Consider the following 23,476-nt stretch of genomic DNA (forward strand, 5'->3'; position numbering starts at 1 on the left):
GACGGGCCCGCAGCATGCTCTCGGTATATTTATAAGAGCTTTAAATAAGATCAGGAGTTATCAGATTTACGGCCTCCGCCGTGACTGCTCTGTCCCCCTTTCTTACCCGCTTCAGATGCGCGTTGCGGATCGTTTTTGAAATTACCGCCGCTGTGCTGGCCGCCTTTACGTCCAGCTTCTGATGCCTTTTCACGGTCTTCAGCGAAATTACCGGAACCACCACGATGTTGCTCTGCCATATATCAACCCTCATGTTGCGTTTATGTCAGGAGATACGATAAGTAATTCGTATCAGTTGTCGTTCAGAAATTAACATTAGTCGTTATGTGAGAAGAGTCAAATTTCTTGTCTGGGTTGTTTTGCGGTAATTTTGCAGGGAGTGAAGAAATACCGCTTCGTTACGAGTTTTAAAAACGGATGGGAAATCCATCAGTTAGATGAAAATAAATCCGGAGGTTAAGATTGCGCTTAGCTAATAATCCTAATGTGAACGTGGCGTGAATTATTACAAGAATTGACACAGCGCAAAAATATATCTTCGCAACGGGTGTTCTTGTATTCGGAATAATCCTATGAACGTGAAGAAGTCATGCGCTGAAAAGAGTGTGGCTAAACCTCGTTTTTGACGTGGTCAGGCGGATCGGGTGAGGGTATGCTTCTTTTGTCACCACAATAATTACAGAGGCAATGTCATGGATCAGGAGCTACTGGATGCGGGGTACCGGGCCTATACCGGTGAGAAAATCGATGTCTACTTCAACACCGGGATCTGCAAACACTCGGGCAACTGCGTGCGCGGCAGCGCGAAGCTGTTCGATCTGAAGCGTAAACCATGGATCGCGCCGGATGAAGTAGATGCAGAAACGGTTATGCGCGTAATTGATACCTGCCCGAGCGGTGCGCTGAAGTACCGCCAAAAATAAGCGAGGAACCATGGAAATTCTTGAAGGCCATAACAAGTTTTACGTCAACGACGCCGAAGGCAATCAGGTAGCGGAGATCGTCTTTGTCCCGACCGGCGAGCATCTGAGCATCATTGAGCACACCGATGTGGATCCGAGCCTGAAAGGGCAGGGTGTGGGTAAACAGCTGGTGGCGAAGGTGGTAGAGAAGATGCGCGGTGAGAATCGTAAAATTATCCCGCTGTGTCCATTTGCGAAGCATGAGTTTGATAATACGCGGGAGTATGACGATATTCGGGCGTAAAACAGATGCCCGGCATTGCGCCGGGCAGCATACTCAACCCACAAACATCACCGACACACACAGCACACCCACAATCAGCGTCAGCAGGTTACCGATGGAGCGGTACGGTTTTAATGACGGGATCAGGTACGTCGACAGCGTCGGCATGATGAACAGGATCATGGCGATAAGCGGACCGCTGATGGCATAAATCATTGAGATCGCATTCGGGTTGATGCAGCAGACCGCAAAGGTAATCAGCGACACGCCGAGAATCGAAATCGCGCGGTTAAAGGCGCGGCTTTTCTTCACGCCCACCTGATTCAGCGACGATTTCACAATTTCCGTTGCCCCTTCAATCACGCCAAAATAGGTGCCGAGGAACGATTTCGACATCGCAATAATCGCCACGATAATGCCGGAAATGCCCAGCCATGCCGGGGACGATGGCATCATCGACAGCGCGGACAGGATCGTCACCCCTTCCTCTTTTGCCGCCACGATATACGACGGTGGAATCGAAAGCAGGCAGCTGAACACAAAGAACAGCACGCTGAGGCAGATGATCAGGTACGCCACTTTCATGATTTTTTTGCATTTACCCATCGCCTCTTCACCGTATTTCTCGCGACGGTCTACGGCGAAGGTCGAGATGATCGGAGTATGGCTAAAAGCGAAAACCATCACCGGGATCGAAATCCACACCTGGTGCAGCGTATGCTGGTCGAAGGCCATCTGGCTGGTCAGCAGCGACGGCTGCCAGCTGCCCGTCAGATACAGCGAGACAAACAGGAAATAGGCGATCAGCGGAAAGACAAGGAAACCCATCACCTTAATGGTGATGTGCCGCCCCATCAGGAAGATCAGATTCAAAATCAGCACTACGCCAAAGCTCACCAGCATCCGCATGCCGGTATCCACCGTCATCCGTTTCGCCAGCTGTTCAGTGAGTGAGTTGGTTATCGCCACCGCGTAAATCAGAACTACCACAAAGAAGGCCACAAAATAGAGTGTGGTGATCAGGTTGCCGATCTTTTTGCCGTAGTAATGCGAAACGGCACCGGTGATCCCTTCGTTGCCTTTCGTCTTCGACGACAGAATAAATTGCGCCAGCGCTTTATGCGGCCAGTAGGTTAAGGGATACGCCACAAGGGCGGTGATCAGCAGGACAATCGCGCCAGCAGAGCCGAGCTGAATGGGCAAGAACAGGGTTCCTGCGCCCACGGCAGTGCCGTAGAGGGCGAAACTCCAGAGAGTCTCTTCTTTTGACCAAATTTTCGACATTAGAGCAACGTATCAACTATAAAACGAACAAAAAGGAGTGCAATTTACCATAATTATGCGTTGAGGTCGCCGTTGCTTCGCAGGGGGTGGGCCGGAGCAGGTCTCCGGCCGGAAGGTTATTCGCTTGCCAGGGCGCGTCGTTGCTGGCGGCGCTTGATGATTTTCTCCCGCAGGGTGTCGTACGCCCAGTTGTAGAGCATGGTGTACGGCAGGAAGAACAGAAAGAAACCAATTTCCAGGGTAAAAGCCTGGAGCAGCGTCACGCCCAGCACGGCGGCAACGATGGTTACGCCAATCACAATAAAGCCGCATTCAAAACCCAGGGCATGCAGGGCGCGCACTTTCGCCGTGCGCTTCACCCGCTGGACGGGCCAGAAACGGTCGAAGCCAAAGTTATAGATAATGTTCCAGAGCATTGCCGTGGTCGCCAGAATAATGGTGAGCCCCCCCATTTCAACCACCGAGCGCTGCATTAGCCACGCGGCCGTCGGGGCGAGGATCGCCGTAGCAATGCCTTCAAAACAGACGGCATGGAAGATCCGCTCCGGCAATTTACGTTGGAGTGCATCCTGATATTGCATATTTACCTCATATAGACGCCAGTATGGGCGTTGATGCCGCCTATTCTTATCGTTTAAGGTGATATATAAAAGATGGTATCCATCGATAAAGTAGATACATCATGCGTTACTCTCCCGAAGCACTGACCGCGTTTGTTGAAACTGTCGCCGCAGGTTCGTTTTCTGCTGCGGCACGGCGGCTGCGTAAAAGCCAGTCCACCATCAGCACCTCCATTGCCAACCTTGAAGCTGACCTTGGCTTTGAGCTGTTCGATCGCTCGGCGCGTCACCCGGTATTAACCGCCCAGGGTGAACAGGTGCTGGGCTATGTCCAGTCGATACTCGCCGCCAGCGCGCGCCTGGATGAGCTGGCCGTATCGTTAACCGCGCAAACGGAGGCGCGTTTTACCTTTGTTCTCTCCGATACGCTTAACCCGGCCGTGCTGGAAGAGATGATGAGCCAGTTCGACCAGCGTTTTCCGCACACGGAATTTGAGTGCCTGATTGGAGAAGAGGAGGACGTGATCGATCTGCTGCAAAAGGAGCGGGCGCAAATTGGCCTGACGGAAGCGCGCGACAGCTACCCGACCGATATTGGCGCGACCCGTCTGCCTATGCAGACGCGGATGGCCATCTACGTTTCTGCCGGACATCCTCTGGCAGGGCAACATGAGACGCAGGCGGACGAGCTGCATGGCTGGCGCGAGCTGCGGCTGAGCACCTATCTTGAACGGGAAGCGCCCCTTTCGCGCGGGCCGGTCTGGTCTGCGCCGAATTACCTGTTACTGCTGAGCATGGCGGTACAGGGCTTTGGCTGGTGCGCGTTACCCTGCGCGCTGGTCGACGAATTTGCCGCGTCGAAATCGCTGGTGCAGCTGAACGTGCCGGGCTGGCCGAGGTCGATTGCCATCGATCTGGTATGGAACAAACGAACCCCGCCCGGCGTCGCCGGAAGCTGGCTGCGCCAGTACTTGCAGGACGCACGATAATCCTGTGACTAAACTCACTATTTTTAAACATTTGCGTCAATTGTTGATAACAATCCTCTACTATCGTCATGTCATTTTGCACAGAGGTCGTGATGAAAGATGTCGTTATAGTGGGTGCGTTACGTACGGCTATCGGCTGTTTTCAGGGAGCGCTTGCGCGTCACTCTGCGGTTGATCTCGGCAGCGTGGTGGTAAGAGCGCTGGTGGAACGCAGCGGGGTTGCCGCACATGAAATTGATGAGGTGATCCTGGGCCAGGTGCTGACCGCTGGCGCGGGACAAAACCCTGCGCGCCAGGCGGCGCTGAAGGGCGGCCTGCCTAATACCGTTTCGGCAATTACCATCAACGACGTCTGTGGTTCAGGCTTGAAAGCGCTCCATCTTGCGACGCAGGCCATCCAGTGCGGTGAAGCGGACGTGGTCATTGCCGGCGGGCAGGAGAATATGAGCCGTGCCCCGCATGTCCTGACCGACAGCCGGACCGGCGCGCAGCTCGGGAACAGTCAGCTGCTTGACAGCCTGGTTCACGACGGGCTGTGGGACGCCTTCAACGACTACCATATGGGCGTAACGGCGGAAAACCTGGCGCGGGAATACGGTATCAGCCGCGAGCTTCAGGATGCATATGCCCTCAGCTCACAGCAAAAAGCGCGTGCAGCGATCGACTCCGGGCGTTTTCGCGATGAAATTGTCCCGGTCAGTACCCAGCGCCAGAACGGCGAAGCGCTCATCGTCGATACCGACGAGCAGCCGCGCACCGATGCCAGCGCAGAAGGGCTGGCAAAACTCGATCCGGCCTTTGAAACGCTCGGTTCCGTAACGGCAGGCAACGCCTCATCCATTAACGACGGTGCGGCGGCGGTGATGATGATGAGTGAAAGCAAAGCCCAGGAGCTGGCGCTGCCGGTGCTGGCGCGGATCAAAGCGTTTGCCAGCGTGGGCGTTGATCCCGCGTTAATGGGGATCGCCCCGGTCTATGCCACGCGCCGCTGCCTGGAGCGGGCGGGCTGGGAGCTGAACGATGTGGATCTGATTGAGGTCAACGAAGCTTTTGCTGCACAGGCGATCTCGGTCGGGAAAATGCTGGAATGGGATCCGCTGCGGGTCAACGTCAACGGCGGTGCGATCGCGCTGGGCCATCCCATTGGCGCCTCCGGCTGCCGCATTCTGGTGTCGCTGGTCCACGAAATGAAAAAGCGTAACGCCCGAAAAGGGATCGCAACGCTCTGCATTGGCGGAGGGCAGGGGGTGGCCCTGGCGATCGAACGGTAATTTCTCCCTCTGCGCACAGAAAACCTCCCACGGGAGGTTTTTTTGTGTCCGCAGAATCCTTTTTTAACACTTATGCGTTCTTTCTGAAGCCCGCAATAATTATTGCGCGGTTAATTATTTGCTTTGTGAAGTGCTTAATGTGATCTCACGCCTGAAATTTACGGTTAATACCCTTTTTTTGTTGATGGGGGTCACGTCGATCTTTGCCAAAAAAAATGAAACAAATAATTTCGATCCTTGTCACTAAAATAACGGTGCATAAAAAATAAACTCAAGTTTCATAAAAACGAAACGTTATTTTAATTGAGGGTTTTTTCATGTTTAAGAAATCTCTGCTCCTTGCTTCCCTTATTAGTGCCTCTTTTGCGGCTAGCGCCGTTACCGTCGATCTGCGTCACGAATATATTGACAGCGGCTCGAATGCCGACCGTGTTGCCGTCTCGCACCGCTTTGATAATGGCTTCGGTTTTTCAGTCGAGGCGAAGTGGAAATCAGGCGGGGACAAGGCAGATCAGCCATTCGCGGATGTAGTGGGGAACGGTCACGAAGATCAGATTAGCTGGCGCTGGAAAGCGACAGACAATATCGCCCTGACCCCTGCGTTTACGATTGAAAGCACAGACAGTCGCACCATTTATAAACCGAATCTGCATGTGCAATATAGCTTCGATAATGGCTTCTACGTGGCTGCGCGTTACCGTTACGAATATACCCGCTACCCGTCAAGCTCAAATAAGGACGACGATAAAGTTAACCGTGGCGATGCGTGGGTCGGTTGGGTATTAGGTGACTGGCGTACCGAGCTGAACTATGTTTACGCGAAAAGTTCTGAAGGCGTGGCCCGAAATAACAATAAAGATTATTCCAACGAATATAACGCCAAGCTGGCCTACAAATGGGATAAAAACTGGGCGCCGTATGTGGAGGTGGGTAACGTGGGGGTTAAAGACACGGACGAACGCCAGACCCGTTTCCGTTTAGGCGTGGCGTACTCCTTCTGATAATTTATCTTCTTCGCTAAAACCGCCGGGTGGCGCTAACGCTTACCCGGCCTACACCTTCTTATCCGACCTACACCTTCCTTCCAATCCGTCGTTTCGTAGGCCGGGTAAGCGAAGCGCCACCCGGCAAAAAGCGCTGCGCAATCACCCAAAAAAAAGCCCTCCGAAACGGAGGGCAAGGCCAGTTACAGAAACACTAACTCAAATCAGACATGCAACATTTCAGGTTGCTCAGGGAGTTTCGCGATATAGAGGGCCGGTTTGCCGTCTTTATCGGAACTGTACAGCACCGCTTTTTCGTCCGGCGTGAAGGACGGATGCGGGTGGGTTACCTGGCGGCTGTTCGCCACCGTAGCCCATGAGGTGTCATGACGGGCGATGCGGTAACAGGCTTTCTTCGCCACGTCAAAGGCATACAGATAAGGATCGTTATCAATGGTGTAGCCGCCGGTGTCTTTCACATCGACAGGCGTACCGGAGCCGTCGCCAACCAGCAGGGTGCCGTCGACGTTGCTCATCAGATGCGAACAGGCGGGCATGTTCATTACCGCTTCATTCACGCCGGTGTCCGGGTTGAAGCGGGAGATGGTGCGCCCTTGCTGACCTTTCAGGTAAGAAACGTAGATCAGCGCGGACCCGTCCGGCACCCAAAATTCATGTGTACAGCTTTCACCTTCCGCGTGCGTTTTCACTTTCCGCACGTTGCTGCCATCTTCGTTCACCAGCCACATGCGGGCGTCGACCAGGTCGTGCGGCCCTTCATGACAGAAGGCCACGGTATTGTCATCGAACGGGCGATAAATCGGATGTCCCAGCCAGATCTTCTCGTCATGAATGGTGGTGCTTTCACCCGTTTTCAGATCAACGCGCAGCAGGCGGCAGTGCGGCCCTTTGTGGAAGAAGTCGTGGAAAATTTTCCAGTCGTTGAGTGGCGTCCAGTCGCGTCTGGCAATCTCAATACCCACCAGTTTGGTGCAGTCGCTGTTCGCGACCCAGGTGCCGTAGCCGACCCACTCTTCCGGGACGCGGTACACTTCGCGCTCTGCCAGCGTCTGTAAATTCACCTCCAGCAGGGTGCGATCGTTCTTCACATAGTAGAGGGATTTATCATCCGGAGAGAGGAAACCGCCAAAGGTGTTATCGCCCGCGCCTTCGGTCAACTGTACCGCTTCGGCTTTTTTCAGATCCAACAGGTAATAGTTCCAGTGACCGTCGAACTCCCCGGCGAACAGCAGGTGGCTGCCATCGTTAAAGAAGCACTTCTGGTAAAAGTAGTTGCGATGACAGGTTACTTCCGGTGGGGTCAGGCGGGTGACTTCCACGCCTGTATCCGGATCGCGGCTGACCTCATAGTTCAGCTTGACCCGCATACCTTTAGCCATAATGCACTCCTTTGAACGCGTAATGTAGGTTGAAAACTAGGTGATAAATTATCAAAACGTTGTTTCATTATGTGTGACTGACAGCGCACTTTCTCAGTTTCATTAACCAGATTGAGGGTCTTAAAGATTTATCGTGATCGAAACACCATTTCTGGCATAAACAAGCAGAAAAAATGAAACGTTGTTTTAAATGCAATTGAAAACCCCGTGATCAGGGGATAATATGTGTTCATCACGAAAACGGAACGTTGTTTCGTTAATTATCTTTGCCTTCGGGCACGATCAATTCTGGAGGTTTACGTGGACGTCAGACAAAGCATCCACAGTGCGCACGCTAAAACGCTGGATACTCAGGGGCTGCGCAGTGAGTTTTTAGTTGAGCAAGTGTTCGAAGCCGACAAGTACACCATGCTCTACAGCCATATTGACCGCATTATTGTGGGCGGGATTATGCCGGTGGCGAAAACCGTCTCCGTGGGCGGTGAAGTGGGCAAACAGCTGGGCGTGAGCTACTTCCTCGAACGCCGTGAACTGGGCGTGATTAACATCGGCGGGCCGGGCACCATTACCGTTGATGGCCAGTGCTACGAAATTGGTCACCGCGACGCGCTGTACGTCGGCAAAGGGGCGAAAGAAGTGGTGTTCGCCAGCATTGATGGCAGCAAACCGGCGAAGTTTTACTACAACTGCGCCCCGGCTCATACGACTTACCCTACCAAAAAAGTCACGCCAGCGGATGTTGCCCCGGTGACCCTTGGCGATAACCTCACCAGCAACCGTCGCACCATCAACAAATACTTTGTTCCGGATGTGCTGGAAACCTGTCAGCTCAGCATGGGGCTGACCGAACTTGCGCCGGGCAACCTGTGGAACACCATGCCGTGCCATACCCACGAGCGCCGCATGGAGGTCTACTTCTATTTCAACATGGATGAAGACGCCTGCGTGTTCCACATGATGGGACAGCCGCAGGAGACGCGCCATATCGTTATGCACAACGAGCAGGCGGTCATTTCGCCGAGCTGGTCCATCCACTCTGGCGTGGGAACGAAAGCCTATACCTTTATCTGGGGTATGGTCGGTGAAAACCAGGTCTTCGATGACATGGACCACGTCGCTGTTAAGGATCTGCGCTAGTCGCAGGCAGTTAAGTATATATCTGCCTGTTGCTGACAGGCGCTGAACGATTAAGGAATAAACATGATTCTGGATGCATTTTCTCTGCAAGGTAAAGTGGCTGTGGTTTCCGGTTGTGACACCGGGCTGGGGCAGGGTATGGCGTTAGGTCTGGCTGAAGCGGGCTGCGATATCGTCGGGATTAACATCGTTGAGCCAACGGAAACCATCGAGCGCGTTACCGCACTGGGCCGCCGTTTCCTGAGCCTGACCGCGGACCTGCGCAAAATCGATGCGATCCCTGAGCTGCTGGATCGCGCGGTGGCGGAGTTTGGGCATATCGATATTCTGGTCAACAACGCCGGCCTGATCCGTCGTGAAGACGCGATTAACTTCAGCGAAACGGACTGGGACGACGTGATGAATCTGAACATCAAGAGCGTGTTCTTTATGTCCCAGGCGGCTGCGAAGCACTTCATCGCCCAGGGGAAAGGGGGCAAGATCATCAATATTGCCTCCATGCTCTCTTTCCAGGGCGGCATCCGCGTGCCGTCTTACACCGCATCGAAGAGTGCCGTGATGGGCGTGACCCGTCTGCTGGCGAACGAGTGGGCGCAGCACAACATCAACGTCAACGCGATTGCGCCGGGCTACATGGCCACCAACAATACCCAGCAGCTGCGTGCGGATGAAGAGCGCAGCGCGGCAATCCTGGAGCGTATTCCAGCGGGTCGCTGGGGTCTGCCGAGCGATCTGATGGGCCCGGTTGTGTTCCTGGCGTCCCCGGCTTCGGATTATATTAACGGCTACACCGTTGCCGTTGACGGCGGCTGGCTGGCACGATAATTCACCCCGAATAAAGAACCTCTGCCCTCGGGTGGAGGTTTTTTTTGCGCCAAAATTGGCTTTATCCATATCCTTAAAGATGAAAAATCCATACTGAAAAGGAATGAATGACGGGTGTCACACATTTATTGCTTAAATATTAACTAATTAATAAAAAATAAGGTTAAACCACCCTGATTTGAAATTGTAATGTCCATCACAGATCGGTATGTCGTAGCGAAATAATCCATATCTTCACCAGTTCCGGCCTGACACTTTCTTCCGGTATCTCGTAATTTCACTTAACGAATTTCGCTGTTGAGGCAGGAAACTATGACATCTGTAAATGACTCTACCCTTATGCCCGCTGCGCTGCGCGATACCCGACGCATGAACCAGTTTGTTTCTGTTGCGGCCGCCGTAGCCGGTTTACTGTTTGGTCTGGATATCGGCGTTATCGCTGGCGCACTGCCCTTTATTACCGACCACTTTACGTTAAGCAACCGCCTGCAAGAGTGGGTGGTGAGCAGCATGATGCTCGGCGCGGCCATCGGCGCGCTCTTTAACGGCTGGCTGTCGTTCCGTCTCGGGCGCAAATACAGCCTGATGGTCGGGGCGATCCTGTTTGTTGCCGGCTCTCTTGGTTCAGCGTTTGCAACCAACGTTGAAGTGCTGCTGCTCTCCCGCGTGCTGCTGGGCGTGGCGGTGGGTATCGCGTCCTACACCGCGCCGCTTTACCTCTCCGAAATGGCGAGTGAAAACGTGCGCGGGAAGATGATCAGCATGTACCAGCTGATGGTGACGCTCGGTATCGTGCTGGCGTTCCTGTCGGATACATACTTCAGCTACAGCGGCAACTGGCGGGCAATGCTTGGCGTGTTGGCGCTGCCTGCGGTGCTGCTGATTGTGTTAGTCATTTTCCTGCCGAACAGCCCGCGCTGGCTGGCGCAAAAAGGGCGTCACGTGGAGGCGGAAGAGGTGCTGCGCATGCTGCGCGACACGTCTGAAAAAGCGCGTGAAGAGCTGAACGAAATCCGCGAGAGCCTGAAGCTGAAGCAGGGCGGCTGGTCGCTGTTTAAGGCAAACCGCAACGTGCGCCGCGCGGTGTTCCTCGGCATGCTGTTACAGGCGATGCAGCAGTTCACGGGGATGAACATCATCATGTATTACGCCCCACGCATCTTTAAAATGGCCGGTTTTACCACCACCGAACAGCAGATGATCGCCACGCTGGTGGTAGGGCTGACCTTTATGTTCGCCACCTTTATCGCGGTGTTCACCGTTGATAAGGCCGGACGTAAACCCGCCCTGAAAATTGGCTTTAGCGTGATGGCGCTCGGCACCTTAATACTCGGCTACTGCCTGATGCAGTTCGATAACGGCACGGCGTCCAGCGGCCTCTCCTGGCTCTCCGTCGGCATGACCATGATGTGCATCGCCGGTTACGCGATGAGCGCCGCGCCGGTGGTGTGGATCCTGTGCTCTGAAATTCAGCCGCTGAAATGCCGTGACTTTGGTATCACCTGTTCCACCACCACCAACTGGGTGTCGAACATGATCATTGGCGCGACCTTCCTGACGCTGCTGGATGCGATTGGCGCGGCAGGCACCTTCTGGCTCTATACGGTGCTGAACGTGGCGTTTATCGGCGTGACCTTCTGGCTGATTCCGGAAACCAAAGGCGTGACCCTGGAGCATATTGAACGCAAGCTGATGAGAGGGGAGAAACTACGTAATATCGGCGTGTAATGTCATTGCCCGGTGGCGCTTCGCTTACCGGGCCTACGACAGCCTGTAGGCCGGGTAAGCGAAGCGCCACCCGGCTTTGTGTTTACCGCATCGCACGTCTCAAAATACGCTCCGCCTGACGCTGGAAGTCAGCGGCCGTCTCTTCCACGGTTTTCTGCCCGTAGTCGATATACTGCAAAGAGGTACCGAACTGCGCCACAATCTGTGGGTCGTCAAAGTATGGCGAGACGGTGAGTTTCGCCGGCAGCGACTGCGCCAGGCGCAGGCCCGCCACGGATGGATCGTCCTCTTTAATGGTGCCGTCTTCGGTCAGATACTGCACCGCCACTTTGCTCAACGGCACGCCGCGCTCAAGACCCAGCGTATCAACCCCTTCTTTGCTGTTGAGCAGGAAGTTAATCAGCTTCGCTGCCGCTTCCGGGTTTTTGGTCGTCTTACCAATCGACAGCATCTGCGCCGGTTTGAAGAACAGACCCGCGTCGGTGGCGCCCGGCAGCATTGGGTAGCTGCCCAGCTCCAGTTTCGCCGGTGGCTTCAGGTTGTCGGAATATTTGTTGATGGTGGAGTTCCACATGTAGGTGCCGCCCCATTCACCCTGGATCCACGGCTTCATCTCATACATGTTGCTCTTACCGAACGAGGCATAGTATTTGGTGTCCGGCATGACGTGGCTGTCGATCAGCTTTTTGTAGGTCTGGAAAAACTCCACCCACTGTTCCTTTGTGTAGCTGAACTTTTTGGTTTTCTCATCCACCGCAGGAATGTTGTACTTCTGGATCATGTACGAATTCAGCAGCGCCAGCGTATCCTGGTGCTCCAGGATCACCGGATAGTATTGCTTGCCGAGCTTGCTCTCGAAGGTTTTACCGGCCGCCATCAGCTCGTCCCAGGTTTTCGGGTACGCAATACCCGCTTTTTTCCAGGTTTCGTCATTGAAGTAGAACACGCGCGCCGTCACCGAGATCGGAATGCCGTTCAGCTTGCCGTCCACGGTGGTGGTTTGCAGCTCTTTGGGATCGAACTGCGACAGGTCGATCACGTCCTTCATCTTGTTCAGATCGTAGAAGCCGTCACCGGTTTTGGAGAAGATCGGCAGCCAGTTCCAGTTGGTCTGCATCACGTCCGGCTCGGTGCCGCCCGCAATCTGGGTGGTCAGACGGGAGAGGTGACCGTCCCAGCCGGTGTATTCCGCTTTTACGTTGATGTCCGGGTTCTGCTTATGGAACTCTTCCAGCGCTTTCAGAGTGACCTGGTGACGGCCATTGCCGCCCCACCAGGACATCCGTAAATCCACATTCTGCGCCATCGATGGCAAAGCGGTAAGGCCCAGGGTCGCGGAGATTGCTGCGCTTAAAAGCACTTTTTTCATTTTTATCACTCCATCAGAGAGAGAGGTTCTGTTCAGTTTTTGCGTCAAAAATATGACACTTGTTCATCTCAAACGTGAAATACACCTTACGATGAAGCCCTTTATCAATCATTGGCTTAGCTTCATCGGACGGGATTCGGGCGGTCAGTTCGTAGTCCGCGACCTTCAGGTACACAAAGAATTCGTGGCCCATGTTCTCCACGCGCACCATCTCCCCGCTACAGCCGCCATTCGGGAAGGGCTCATCAGAGAGCGACACAAATTCCGGGCGCACGCCGTAGAAGATCTCCTGACCCGCGTAAGCCGCGACTTTCTCCTGCTTCTCCGCGTTCAGCGGCATGGTTTCATCGCCAATGGCGATGTGCAGCTGGCCCGCTTTTTCGACCAGCACGCTTTTGCGTATATTCATCTCCGGCGCGCCGATAAAGCCCGCCACGAACATGTTCTTCGGCTTGTGGTAGAGGTTGTCCGGCGTGTCCACCTGCATGATATGGCCGAGCTTCATCACGCAGATGCGGTCGCCCATGGTCATCGCTTCGGTCTGGTCGTGGGTCACGTAAACGGTGGTCGCCGGTTTTCCTGACTTCTTCAGCTGCTTGTGCAGGTCAGAAATACGGATACGCATCGAAGCGCGCAGTTTGGCGTCGAGGTTTGAAAGCGGCTCATCGAACAGGAACACATCCGGTTTTTTCACAATCGCACGGCCTACCGCCACGCGCTGCGCCTGGCCGCCGGAAAGCTGGCGCGGCAGGCGGTCGAGCAGCTCTTCCAGCTCAAGAATTTTGGCGGCTTCATTCACCTGAGACTCAATCTGATCTTTCGGCAGTTTGCTCAGCTTGAGACCAAAGGCCAGATTCTCGCGCACCGTCATGTGCGGATAGAGGGCGTAGTTCTGGAACACCATTGCAATACCGCGCTCTTTCGGCGCGAGGTTGTTCACGATCTTGTCGCCGATGCGCACCTCGCCGCCGCTGATGGTTTCCAGCCCCGCCAGCATGCGCAGGGTCGTGGATTTGGCGCAGCCGGATGGGCCGACGATCACCATGAATTCCCCTTCAGCAATTTTAAGATCGATAGCGTGTACCGCTTTAAAGCCGTTGGAGTAGACCTTTTCCAGCTTGTTGAAAATAACTTCAGCCATGGTATTTCCCTCTTAACCTTTAATTCCGCTGCTGGTGACGCCCTGTACGAAGTAGCGCTGTGCCAGGAAGAAGACAATGATGGATGGCAGAATGGAGATGCTCGCCATTGCCAGAATTTCGTTCCACGGCGCGCCTTCGGTGACGTCGATGGACATTTTCAGCGCCAGTGCGATGGGGTATTTATCCACGCTGTAGACGTAAATCAGCGGCCCGATAAAGTCGTTCATGGACCACATGAACTGGAACAGGGCGACGGAGATAATGGCCGGTTTCAGGATCGGCACCACCACGTACCACAGCACCTGAATGGAGTTACAGCCGTCTATCTGCGCCGCCTCTTCCATGTCACGCGGGACGCCGCGCAGGAACTGGATCAGCATGAAGACGAAGAACCCCTGAGTGGCGAAGGCCAGCGGCAGGTACAGCGGCATATAGCTGTTGAGCATGCCCATTTCACGGAACATCAGGTACTGCGGGATCAGCAGCACGGTGCTGGGCAGCAGCATGGTGGTGATGAGCGTAGCGAACCAGAACTTCTTCCACGGGATCTCGAAGCGGGCAAAGCCGTACGCCACGATGGTGGAGGAGATAATGGTCAGGATCACTTTCGGGATCACATACTTAAAGGTATTCAGCATGTAATGGCCGAAGTTGTACTCGGTGCCGGTTTTCCAGCCGTTTACGAAACCATCCCAGGTGGCGTGGGCTGGCCACAGGCTCAGGGTGGTGAAGATCTCGTGGTTCGGTTTGAACGACGCGGAGAACATCCACACCAGCGGGTAAAGCATCAGCAGGCCGACAGCCAGCAGGATCACATAGCGAACGGTGGCGTTGATTTTCTCTCTGCGCAGCGTGCGGGCCACTTCGCGTTCGGCGACGCTTCTTGCCGTGGAGAGTTGTTGAATATCAGCCATTTTTGCCTCCTTTATCGGCGGAGTAGAACACCCAGTATTTCGACGACTTAAAGGCGATACCGGCGAAGACAGCCACCACCAGGAACAGGACCCACGCCAGCGCCGCGCCATAGCCCATATCGAAATACTTAAACGCGGTGTCGTAGATGTAGAGCGAGAACAGATAGGTCGAATAGGTTGGCCCGCCGCCGGTAATCACGTACGGCCCGGTAAATTCCTGGAACGCCTGCGTGGTCTGCATGATGAAGTTGAAGAAGATCACCGGCGTAATCAGCGGCACGGTCACCTTCATGAACATCTGCCATTTCGATGCGCCATCGATCATCGCCGCTTCATACTGGGACTGCGGGACGTTTTGCAGCGCGGCCAGGAAGATGACCATCGCGGAACCGAACTGCCAGACACGTAGCAGGGTAACGGACATCAGCGCCAGCGACGGCTCGCCCAGCCAGTTCACCGGATCAAAGCCAAATACACCGATAAAGCTGTTCAGCAGACCATCAATGGCAAATAAGGCGCGCCACAATACGGCAATGGCGACGGAACTGCCGAGGATCGACGGAATATAGTAGGCCGTTCGGAAAAAGCCGATGCCGCGTAATTTAAAGTTCAGGACAAAGGCAATGCCTAATGCAAAGGCGAGCTTTAACGGGATGGTTAAAAATACATAGGCAAAGGTCACGCCCATGGATTTCCAGAAGAGCGTGTCTTCGGTAAACATGTAGCGATAGTTTTCAATGCCGTTAAACACCGGCGGACTCATCAAATCGTAATCCGTAAAGCTGAGGAAAAACGATGAGACGAAGGGGAATGCCGTAAAGAGTATCAGCCCGATGATGTAGGGTGATATCCATGCGAGCCCCAGCAGCTTGTTTTCATTCATACATACCTACCTGGCAATCAATGGTTTAATACGAAATCTGCTTTGTTACATTTTCCCAGGCCTGCGATGCGCGGCATGAGAGCTCAAATTCAGGGTGCAACGTCTGGCAACGGCGAAATCTATGTTTGTTTTTTAACGCTTTTTTGTCTTTCTTTGTGCTGTAAGCGCTTCTGGTTTCAAAAGAGATGAACCGGCGTTCTTGGATACTAAAACATCGTTTTATTTTATATTATTGCGATTTATTTCTGCGTCATTCGCTTAATGGTGGAAATGTGATCGGCGTCGAAACGCTGTTTCAATATAGTGAGGGAGGTGGCATTTTTGACTTTTCACGAAGCTTTGCCGCCGGCCATGAGGAAGAGATAACGAAGCAAAAAGGGAGCGGGAATAAGAATAGTCACGCAGCGTGGCTAACTACCAGATCTGATAGCAGGTCTACAGATGTACCAATTCGTCATTCAGATAATTCTTACATTCTTGTATGATTTGTTACACCGGAACCAGTCAGGCAGAATTTCACTGCATCCTTAAAAGAAGAACAGTTATGTCAGCGATGGATTTCAAAAAACATACGGATCTCAACTTTCGTCACTATGCTCCCCCGGCGGTCAGCGCTAAAGAAATAGATCTTCTGGGTCTGCTGGACGTCCTGCTGGCAGCAAAAAAACGCATCATCACCATTGTCTTTGCATTTGCACTGGTCGGCCTGGCAATCGCCTTTCTGATACCGCAAAAATGGACCAGTAAAGCGGTCATTACGCCCGCGGAACAGACGCAGTGGAGTTCGCTACGCCAGATGATGGTGGCGCTCCAGGTGCTTGATGTCGACGTGAAAATTACCCGTGCGGATGTGTTTAATCTGTTTGTTAAAAAGTTTCAGTCCCAGTCTCTGCTTGAAGAGTACATGAAGAGCTCACCTTACGTGATGGCTCAGCTCGATGGCGCTCAGGTTGACCCGCTGGAGCTGCACCGCGCGGTGGTCAATATTGCCGAAAAGATGAAAGCCGTTGATAACACGCAGGAAAAAAATGCCGATAAAGCACCGTACCTCTCCTGGACGTTAAGCTTCACTGCCCCAACGGCAGAGGACGCGCAGAAAGTGTTGAATGGTTACATTCAGTACATCTCCCGCATCGTCGAGCAGGAGACCATGCAAAACATTCGCGATCAGCTGATCCTGAGAACCAAAACGGTTCAGCAGCAGCTGGAGCTGGATCGGGTCCGTCTGACAAATATCCATAATACCAACCTGCAACGCCTGAACTACTCGCTGGAAGTGGCGAACGCGGCAGGGATCAAAAAGCCGGTCTACAGCAATGGACAGGCGGTGAAAGACGATCCGGATTATTCCGTCGCCCTCGGTGCGGACGGGATTGCGCAGAAATTGCAGATTGAAAAAAATCTGAAGGACGTTTCTGAGCTGAACGCCGATTTCCAGAACCGCGAATACTATCTGGCACAGCTGCAAAAACTTTCCTTCGAAGATGTGAGCCTGGAGCCGTTCAAATACCAGCTTTCACCTTCTATGCCGGTGAAAAAAGATGGCCCGGGCAAAGCCCTGATCGTGCTGCTGGCGTGTATTCTGGGTGGACTGTTCGCCTGTGGCAGCGTGCTGCTGCGCGAGGCAATGAGCACCCGCAACCCGCTGCCGGAACAACTTCCTGAGCCGGTTACGGAATAACATCAAAAAAGGCGCTCAACTGAGCGCCTTTTTTTATTTCAGGAAATCTTCGCGAACCGGCGTAAAGGTATCCAGCAGGGTGCCGGGTTTCAGGCAAACGCAGCCGTGCATCACGTGCGGCGCTTTATAGAGGGTGTCGCCCGCCATCACCACATGCTTCTCCTCGCCAATGGTGAACTCAAATTCCCCCGAGAGAACGTAGGTGAGCTGCTCATGCGGATGGTTATGCATCGGGCCAATCGCGCCTTGCTCGAAATTCACTTCCACCGCCATCATCCTGCCGTCGTGCGCCAGAATACGACGCGTCACGCCGTTGCCCAGATCCTCAAGCGTGGTCTCTTTATGGAAAATAAACATATTTTCGCCCTGTTATGTAATGAAACATTGTTTCAATTAATTTATCTCACCCGCGGCGAAAAGGAAACGTTTAGCCAAATAACTGGAAAGGCGATCACAAGTTTGCTTCACTGGGTGAAACGCACAGGAGGAAAGATGAAAACGATCGGTCTGTTAGGGGGCATGAGCTGGGAATCAACAATCCCGTACTACCGCCTGATTAATGAAGGCGTCAAACAGCGTCTGGGCGGTCTGCATTCGGCCAGCCTGCTGCTGCACAGCGTGGATTTCCATGAAATAGAAGCCTGCCAGTCGAGCGGGGAGTGGGACAAAGCGGGGCAGATGCTGGCGGACGCCGCGCTTGGGCTGGAGCGTGCGGGCGCGCAGGGTATTCTGCTGTGTACCAATACCATGCATAAGGTGGCGTCGCACATTGAAGACCGCTGTTCGCTGCCGTTCTTACATATCGCGGATGCCACCGGGCGTGCCATACGTGCCGCTGGCATGACGCGCGTGGCGCTGCTGGGGACGCGCTACACCATGGAGCAGGATTTTTACCGCGGGCGGCTGAACAGCCAGTTCGGGATTGAAAGCCTGATCCCTGAAGAGGCTGACCGGGCGCGCATTAACCAGATTATTTTTGATGAGCTGTGTCTGGGCACCTTCAGCGAAACGTCGCGCGCATGGTACGTCAGCGTGATTGAGAAACTGGCGCAGCAGGGGGCGGAAGGGGTTATCTTCGGCTGTACCGAAATTGGCCTGCTGGTGCCGGCAGACCAAAGCCCGATAACGGTCTTCGATACCGCCGCCATCCATGCCGCGGATGCGGTGGAGTTCATGCTGTCATAGTGGTTTTTGCAGGTCAGGTAAGCGAAGCGCCACCTGACGCGCGTGCGCAATCAGGTGTTCACTAAAGGCATCAACCAGCGCTGAGGCGGGCCGGTGCAGCGGGCGGATCAGGCTCACGGTAAAGGGAACGGAAACGCTAAAACGGCGCAGAACCACGCCGCTGCTGGCGTAGTCCATGGCCGTGAGCGGGTTCACCACCGAAATACCCACGCCCGCGCGCACCATCGCGCAAATAGACGCCGCACTGTGCGTTTCCATCACCATCCGCCGCTTCACCTGATGTTCGGCAAACAGGCCATCCAGAAGCTGCCGGTAGCTGTCGGTCTGCGACAGGCTGATATAGTTCTCACCGTGAAAATCCGCCGGCGTCAGCTCCGCTTTGTGGGCAAGCGGGTGGCTGGCAGGTAGCACGCAGACCTCATCCAGCGACAGCAGCTCCGTGCGTTCCGTTCCCGCTGGCGTGACGAGGGTTTCGGTCAGACCCAGATCGTGGCGCTGGGCCGAAAGCCACTCCTCCAGCAGCGGCGACTCCTGCGGCACGATGGTCAGACTGACCTCCGGATAGCGGGCCAGAAACGGCTGTAACAGTACCGGCAGGAATGACTGGGAAAAGACCGGCAGGCAGACGATGGACAGCTCGCCCTGGCGGAACTCCCTCAGGCTCTCTGCCGCGCTCACGATCCTGTCCAGCCCGTACCAGGAGCGCTGAACCTCCTCAAACAGGCGTAAACCCTGCACCGTTGGATGCAGCCTGCCGCGGGCGCGTTCAAACAGCTTCAGCCCCAGCACTTTCTCAAAACGCGCCAGCTCGCGGCTGACCGTCGGCTGCGAGGTGTGCAGCATGTGCGCGGCTTCAGTGAGATTGCCGGTGGTCATTACCGCATGAAAAATCTCGATATGGCGTAGGTTAACGGCGGGCATAGGGCACCTGATGGCTGAGCGTAGTCCATATCATTTTTGCATAGACTCAAGATAAAACGATATTTTTTATTCTCTTCAGGCTATGGCGTAATGATAAAAAACAGATTTCCGGAGACGACCATGCCACGCCCACTCAACCAGACTGAGACCGATTTAAACGCCGATAACCTGCTGCGCCTGCCTGCTGAATTCGGCTGCCCGGTGTGGGTCTACGATGCGCAGATTGTCCGCGAGAAGATCGCCGCGCTGCATCAGTTTGATGTGGTGCGTTTTGCGCAGAAGGCCTGCTCCAATATTCATATTCTGCGCCTGATGCGCGAGCAGGGCGTGAAGGTTGACTCCGTATCGCTGGGTGAGATCGAACGTGCGCTGGCGGCCGGTTTTGATCCGAAAGCCGACAGCGACGCGATCGTCTTCACCGCTGACCTGATTGACGACGCCACGCTGGCGCGCGTGCACGAGCTGCAAATCCCGGTCAATGCCGGTTCGGTGGATATGCTGGAACAGCTTGGGCAGGTCTCTCCTGGCCATCGCGTCTGGCTGCGCATCAACCCGGGCTTTGGTCACGGTCACAGTCAGAAAACCAACACCGGGGGCGAAAACAGCAAGCACGGGATCTGGTATGCCGATATGCCTGCGGCGCTGGAGGTTTTACAACGCTACAACCTCAAGCTGGTGGGCATTCACATGCATATCGGGTCCGGCGTGGATTACGGCCATCTTGAGCAGGTCTGTGGCGCCATGGTGCGTCAGGTTATCGATTTTGGTCAGGATCTGGAGGCGATCTCCGCCGGGGGAGGGCTTTCGATTCCTTACCGCGAAGGGGAAGAGGCGATCGACACGGATCACTATTACGGCCTGTGGAGCGCCGCGCGTGACAGCATCGCCGCCCATCTGGGCCATGCGGTGAAGCTGGAGATTGAGCCGGGTCGTTTCCTGGTTGCCGAGGCCGGCGTGCTGGTGGCGCAGGTGCGGAGCGTGAAGGAGATGGGAAGCCGTCACTTTGTGCTGATTGATGCTGGCTTCAACGATCTGATGCGCCCGTCCATGTACGGCAGCTATCATCACATCACCGCACTTGCCGCCGATGGCCGCGATCTGGTTAACGCCCCGCGCATCGAGACCGTTGTTGCCGGCCCGCTGTGTGAATCCGGTGACGTCTTTACTCAGCAGGAAGGCGGGAAAGTCGAAACCCGTTCGCTGCCAGAGGTAAAACCGGGAGATTATCTGGTGCTGCATGATACCGGTGCGTACGGGGCGTCTATGTCTTCCAACTACAATAGCCGCCCGCTGCTGCCGGAAGTATTGTTTGATAACGGCGTGGCGCGGCTGATTCGCCGTCGCCAGACCATTCAGGAGCTGCTGGCGTTAGAGCTGGTCTGATTAAACCAGGGCCCCGTCGTCACCGAATCGCGTAACACCAGCGTGCCGGTGAACGGCGGGATCGCTTCAACCGGCTGGTTTTTTGCCAGCCGGATCGCCTGGTCGATCGCCGTGACGATCATGTTGTCGATCGGCAGATACACCGACGACAGGGCAGGCTCCAGCCACTTTGCGCTGGGGGCATCGTCAAAACCAAACAGCGAAATATCCTGCGGGATCTTCAGCCCTGCCTGGTGTAATGCTTTGGAGGCGCCCAGGGCCATATCATCGTTACAGGCAAACAGGGCGCTGAACGATGTCTTTTCCGCAATCAGCTCCTTGCACAGCTCGTAACCCCGCGTCATGCCTGCATCGCCGTATTTAATCCGCCGCTCGTCGAGACGAATACCGTGCTTCTCCAGCGCCTTACGGTAGCCCATCAGTCGCGCTTTACCCGTTGGCGTGTGGATCGGGACGGTGATACAGGCGATCTCCCGGTGGCCCTGGCTTATCAGGTAATCCACCGCTTTGAAGGCTGCGTCCTGCTGTTCAAAGAAGACGCAGCGATCCGCCGCCTGGCTCACTTCACGGTTAATGATCACCAGCGGCGTCTGCACGCTGTTGATCAGCTTCAGGATCGTCTTTTCGCTCATGTAACGCGTATACAGCACGATGGCGTCGCACTTGCGATCGGCGAGCATCTGGACCGCCTGTTCTTCCTGCTCAGGGGCGTCGTGACCGTCGGTAACAATCAGCTGTTTTCCGTGCTTTTCGGTCTGCCGTGACGCCTGCTGTAGCAAACGACCAAAGTAAAAACCGTCGAACGTCGAGACGACCAGACCAATGCTGTTGCTGGTCTGGTTAGCCAGCGAACGCGCGAGAAAGTTCGGACGATAGCCCAGCTCCTCCATCGCGCGAAATACCTGCTGACGCGTGCTCTCTTTAACCTGACCTGTGCCGTTCAGCACGCGCGAAACGGTGGCCTTCGACACGCCCGCACGCAGTGAGACATCCAGCATTGTTGCCATTCGAAATTCCTGTTTCCACGTAATGGTTTGCAGTTTAACACAGACCATCCGGCGCATAAGCGACGTGGGAAGGGCAAAACCCCATAACGATCACGCTTTTCGGTAACGATCCTCGCCCGCGGGATAAATGCCTGTCATTGGCATGCCAAAATGGTGATAAATCGCAATCTGGAATACCTCTTACCTCATTGAGAGCTTAATCACAGAACAAAGCGCCTGTGGACGCTATTTTTGGCATACCAATAGTATCCGGCTGTCCATCTTATTCAATAAAAGCCCTTTTACTGAGGTATTACCCTATGGCATTTCAGGAAAAACTGATCGACGCTCTGGGCAGTTTTGCCACCACCTTCAACAGCTATCGCTATATCCAGGCGATCAAGTCTGCGTTTATTACCTTAATGCCGGTCATCATTGTGGGGGCGTTCTCGGTACTGATCTCCAATATGGTGCTGGATCCGAAAAACGGCCTGGCGAGCTTTCAGTCGCTGTCGTTTCTGGCGGCGTTAAAGCCGATCACCAGCGCGCTGAACTATGCCACGCTCAACTTTCTTAACATCGGCGCGGTGTTTTTAATCGGCATTGAACTGGGGCGTATTAACGGCATTAAGTCTCTGTTCCCCGGCCTGCTGGCGGTGATCTGCTTTATCTGCGTAACGCCGACCACGGTGGAAATGCTGGTGGACGGCGAGATGCACGTGGTGAAAGACGTGCTGCTGCGCCAGTTCTCGGATACCCGCAGCCTGTTCCTCGGCATGTTTATCGCCATCCTGTCAGTGGAGATTTACTGCTGGCTGGAAAACCGCAAGGGGCTGAAAATCAGGATGCCGGACACGGTGCCGCCGAACGTCGCCGCGTCGTTCTCTGCGTTGCTCCCGGCCATTATCACCACCACCGCCATCGCCACCTTTGGCTTCGTGTTTCATCAGATTACCGGTATGTATCTCTACGACGCGGTTTATCAGGTGGTGCAACAGCCGCTGGAGCGCGTGGTGCAAAGCCTGCCGGGGATCCTGCTGCTGATGTTTGTCGCCCAGCTGTTCTGGGTGATTGGTATTCACGGCAACCAGATGATCAAGCCGATCCGCGAGCCGCTGCTGCTGGGGGCAATCACCGTTAACATGAGCGCGTTCGAGCAGGGCAAAGAGGTGCCAAACATCATCACCATGCCGTTCTGGGACGTCTATATGAGCATCGGCGGCTCCGGCCTGACCATCGGCCTGCTGATAGCCGTCATGATTGCCACCAAACGTAAAGAGATGAAGGAGATCGCCAAGCTCTCCATCGGCCCGGGTATTTTTAACATCAACGAGCCGGTGATCTTCGGGATGCCAGTCATGCTCAACCCGATCCTGGCTATCCCGTTCATCATCACGCCGCTGGTGACGGGCTCGATTGGCTACTTTGCCACCGTGACCGGATTTGCCGGGAAAGCCGTGGTGATGGTGCCCTGGACCACGCCGCCGCTGATCAACGCCTGGCTGTCAACCGCGGGCTCCATGGGGGCGGTGATCACCCAGTTTATCTGCATCGTGACCGCGGTGATTATCTATCTGCCGTTTGTGAAAATTGCCTCACGCCGCGCAGATCAGGCCGCACTGCAACAAGCCACCGATAACGCATGAGGAC

23 protein-coding genes are annotated in these 23,476 nt (G+C 54.7%); 12 read left to right on the plus strand and 11 right to left on the minus strand.

Annotated features, from left to right (window positions below):
• Positions 1 to 50 precede the first annotated feature (50 nt).
• Positions 51 to 239, minus strand: coding sequence for a con-10 family general stress protein (locus tag SK54_RS06325; protein ID WP_015571775.1), 189 nt, complete (start codon positions 237 to 239; stop codon positions 51 to 53).
• A gap of 453 nt (positions 240 to 692) precedes the next feature.
• On the opposite strand from SK54_RS06325, the gene yjdI reads away from it, so the two are divergent.
• Both yjdI and SK54_RS06335 read left to right on the plus strand, forming a co-directional pair.
• Entirely contained in the window at positions 693 to 923 is a 231-nt protein-coding gene (gene yjdI / locus SK54_RS06330; RefSeq protein ID WP_015571774.1) for a 4Fe-4S mono-cluster protein YjdI, read from the plus strand.
• 10 nt (positions 924 to 933) lie between these two features.
• On the plus strand, positions 934 to 1,206 hold the full coding sequence (locus SK54_RS06335; RefSeq protein WP_003862848.1) for a GNAT family N-acetyltransferase: 273 nt from the start codon (positions 934 to 936) through the stop codon (positions 1,204 to 1,206).
• Between the two features lie 33 nt (positions 1,207 to 1,239).
• On the opposite strand, the gene SK54_RS06340 is transcribed toward SK54_RS06335, so the two are convergent.
• Together SK54_RS06340 and SK54_RS06345 are read right to left on the minus strand one after the other, a co-directional pair.
• Positions 1,240 to 2,469, minus strand: coding sequence for an amino acid permease (locus SK54_RS06340; RefSeq protein ID WP_015571773.1), 1,230 nt, complete (start codon positions 2,467 to 2,469; stop codon positions 1,240 to 1,242).
• 116 nt (positions 2,470 to 2,585) lie between these two features.
• Positions 2,586 to 3,050 (minus strand): multidrug/biocide efflux PACE transporter, encoded by a 465-nt coding sequence (locus SK54_RS06345; protein WP_017382868.1) that lies wholly within the window; start codon positions 3,048 to 3,050, stop codon positions 2,586 to 2,588.
• 101 nt (positions 3,051 to 3,151) lie between these two features.
• On the opposite strand from SK54_RS06345, the gene SK54_RS06350 reads away from it, so the two are divergent.
• The 3 genes from SK54_RS06350 (at position 3,152) to SK54_RS06360 (ending at position 6,290) form a co-directional block, all read left to right on the plus strand.
• Entirely contained in the window at positions 3,152 to 4,018 is an 867-nt protein-coding gene (locus tag SK54_RS06350; RefSeq protein WP_015571771.1) for a LysR family transcriptional regulator, read from the plus strand.
• 92 nt (positions 4,019 to 4,110) lie between these two features.
• Positions 4,111 to 5,289 (plus strand): acetyl-CoA C-acetyltransferase, encoded by a 1,179-nt coding sequence (locus SK54_RS06355; RefSeq protein ID WP_017692722.1) that lies wholly within the window; start codon positions 4,111 to 4,113, stop codon positions 5,287 to 5,289.
• Positions 5,290 to 5,606: 317 nt separating this feature from the next.
• A complete protein-coding gene (locus SK54_RS06360) occupies positions 5,607 to 6,290 on the plus strand; it encodes an oligogalacturonate-specific porin KdgM family protein (protein WP_003862842.1) in 684 nt (227 codons plus the stop codon).
• A 206-nt stretch (positions 6,291 to 6,496) separates the two neighbouring features.
• On the opposite strand, the gene SK54_RS06365 is transcribed toward SK54_RS06360, so the two are convergent.
• Complete coding sequence (locus tag SK54_RS06365; protein ID WP_023304359.1) at positions 6,497 to 7,672, minus strand: oligogalacturonate lyase family protein; 1,176 nt, start codon at positions 7,670 to 7,672, stop codon at positions 6,497 to 6,499.
• A gap of 300 nt (positions 7,673 to 7,972) precedes the next feature.
• Here SK54_RS06365 and kduI point away from each other — a divergent pair, with 300 nt between their 5' ends.
• The 3 genes from kduI to SK54_RS06380 all read left to right on the plus strand — a co-directional run bounded on the left by kduI (position 7,973) and on the right by SK54_RS06380 (position 11,362).
• On the plus strand, positions 7,973 to 8,809 hold the full coding sequence (gene kduI / locus SK54_RS06370) for a 5-dehydro-4-deoxy-D-glucuronate isomerase (protein WP_023304358.1): 837 nt from the start codon (positions 7,973 to 7,975) through the stop codon (positions 8,807 to 8,809).
• Between the two features lie 63 nt (positions 8,810 to 8,872).
• Complete coding sequence (gene kduD, locus SK54_RS06375) at positions 8,873 to 9,634, plus strand: 2-dehydro-3-deoxy-D-gluconate 5-dehydrogenase KduD (protein ID WP_003862835.1); 762 nt, start codon at positions 8,873 to 8,875, stop codon at positions 9,632 to 9,634.
• A gap of 312 nt (positions 9,635 to 9,946) precedes the next feature.
• Entirely contained in the window at positions 9,947 to 11,362 is a 1,416-nt protein-coding gene (locus SK54_RS06380) for an arabinose-proton symporter AraE (protein WP_023304357.1), read from the plus strand.
• 82 nt (positions 11,363 to 11,444) lie between these two features.
• On the opposite strand, the gene SK54_RS06385 is transcribed toward SK54_RS06380, so the two are convergent.
• The 4 genes from SK54_RS06385 to SK54_RS06400 are packed head-to-tail and all read right to left on the minus strand — an operon-like array spanning position 11,445 to position 15,670.
• The gene (locus SK54_RS06385; protein ID WP_017382862.1) at positions 11,445 to 12,731 is read right to left on the minus strand and encodes an ABC transporter substrate-binding protein; all 1,287 of its coding nucleotides are present in this window, start codon (positions 12,729 to 12,731) and stop codon (positions 11,445 to 11,447) included.
• A 13-nt stretch (positions 12,732 to 12,744) separates the two neighbouring features.
• Positions 12,745 to 13,872 (minus strand): ABC transporter ATP-binding protein, encoded by a 1,128-nt coding sequence (locus SK54_RS06390; protein ID WP_023295369.1) that lies wholly within the window; start codon positions 13,870 to 13,872, stop codon positions 12,745 to 12,747.
• Between the two features lie 12 nt (positions 13,873 to 13,884).
• Complete coding sequence (locus SK54_RS06395; RefSeq protein WP_032649385.1) at positions 13,885 to 14,787, minus strand: carbohydrate ABC transporter permease; 903 nt, start codon at positions 14,785 to 14,787, stop codon at positions 13,885 to 13,887.
• Positions 14,780 to 15,670: a carbohydrate ABC transporter permease gene (locus SK54_RS06400; RefSeq protein ID WP_006811834.1), complete on the minus strand. Its 891-nt coding sequence runs from the start codon at positions 15,668 to 15,670 to the stop codon at positions 14,780 to 14,782. Before SK54_RS06400 ends, SK54_RS06395 begins: the two co-directional genes overlap by 8 nt.
• A gap of 544 nt (positions 15,671 to 16,214) precedes the next feature.
• On the opposite strand from SK54_RS06400, the gene wzz(fepE) reads away from it, so the two are divergent.
• Complete coding sequence (wzz(fepE), locus tag SK54_RS06405) at positions 16,215 to 17,351, plus strand: LPS O-antigen length regulator Wzz(fepE) (RefSeq protein WP_048246910.1); 1,137 nt, start codon at positions 16,215 to 16,217, stop codon at positions 17,349 to 17,351.
• Between the two features lie 33 nt (positions 17,352 to 17,384).
• On the opposite strand, the gene SK54_RS06410 is transcribed toward wzz(fepE), so the two are convergent.
• Positions 17,385 to 17,708: a cupin domain-containing protein gene (locus tag SK54_RS06410; protein ID WP_015571763.1), complete on the minus strand. Its 324-nt coding sequence runs from the start codon at positions 17,706 to 17,708 to the stop codon at positions 17,385 to 17,387.
• Between the two features lie 135 nt (positions 17,709 to 17,843).
• On the opposite strand from SK54_RS06410, the gene SK54_RS06415 reads away from it, so the two are divergent.
• The gene (locus SK54_RS06415; protein WP_015571762.1) at positions 17,844 to 18,536 is read left to right on the plus strand and encodes an aspartate/glutamate racemase; all 693 of its coding nucleotides are present in this window, start codon (positions 17,844 to 17,846) and stop codon (positions 18,534 to 18,536) included.
• On the opposite strand, the gene SK54_RS06420 is transcribed toward SK54_RS06415, so the two are convergent.
• Entirely contained in the window at positions 18,531 to 19,457 is a 927-nt protein-coding gene (locus SK54_RS06420; protein WP_017382857.1) for a LysR family transcriptional regulator, read from the minus strand. The genes SK54_RS06415 and SK54_RS06420 overlap by 6 nt on opposite strands.
• 120 nt (positions 19,458 to 19,577) lie before the next feature.
• Between SK54_RS06420 and lysA the strand changes: the two genes are divergently transcribed.
• Positions 19,578 to 20,840: a diaminopimelate decarboxylase gene (gene lysA, locus SK54_RS06425; protein WP_017692727.1), complete on the plus strand. Its 1,263-nt coding sequence runs from the start codon at positions 19,578 to 19,580 to the stop codon at positions 20,838 to 20,840.
• On the opposite strand, the gene SK54_RS06430 is transcribed toward lysA, so the two are convergent.
• Complete coding sequence (locus SK54_RS06430; RefSeq protein ID WP_003862814.1) at positions 20,810 to 21,847, minus strand: LacI family DNA-binding transcriptional regulator; 1,038 nt, start codon at positions 21,845 to 21,847, stop codon at positions 20,810 to 20,812. The genes lysA and SK54_RS06430 overlap by 31 nt on opposite strands.
• A 299-nt stretch (positions 21,848 to 22,146) precedes the next feature.
• On the opposite strand from SK54_RS06430, the gene SK54_RS06435 reads away from it, so the two are divergent.
• Entirely contained in the window at positions 22,147 to 23,472 is a 1,326-nt protein-coding gene (locus tag SK54_RS06435) for a PTS sugar transporter subunit IIC (protein ID WP_048246913.1), read from the plus strand.
• Positions 23,473 to 23,476: the final 4 nt, after the last annotated feature.

The sequence above is a fragment of the Enterobacter sp. MGH120 genome, assembly GCF_001037725.1.
GTDB classification, from domain to species: domain Bacteria; phylum Pseudomonadota; class Gammaproteobacteria; order Enterobacterales; family Enterobacteriaceae; genus Enterobacter; species Enterobacter hormaechei_C.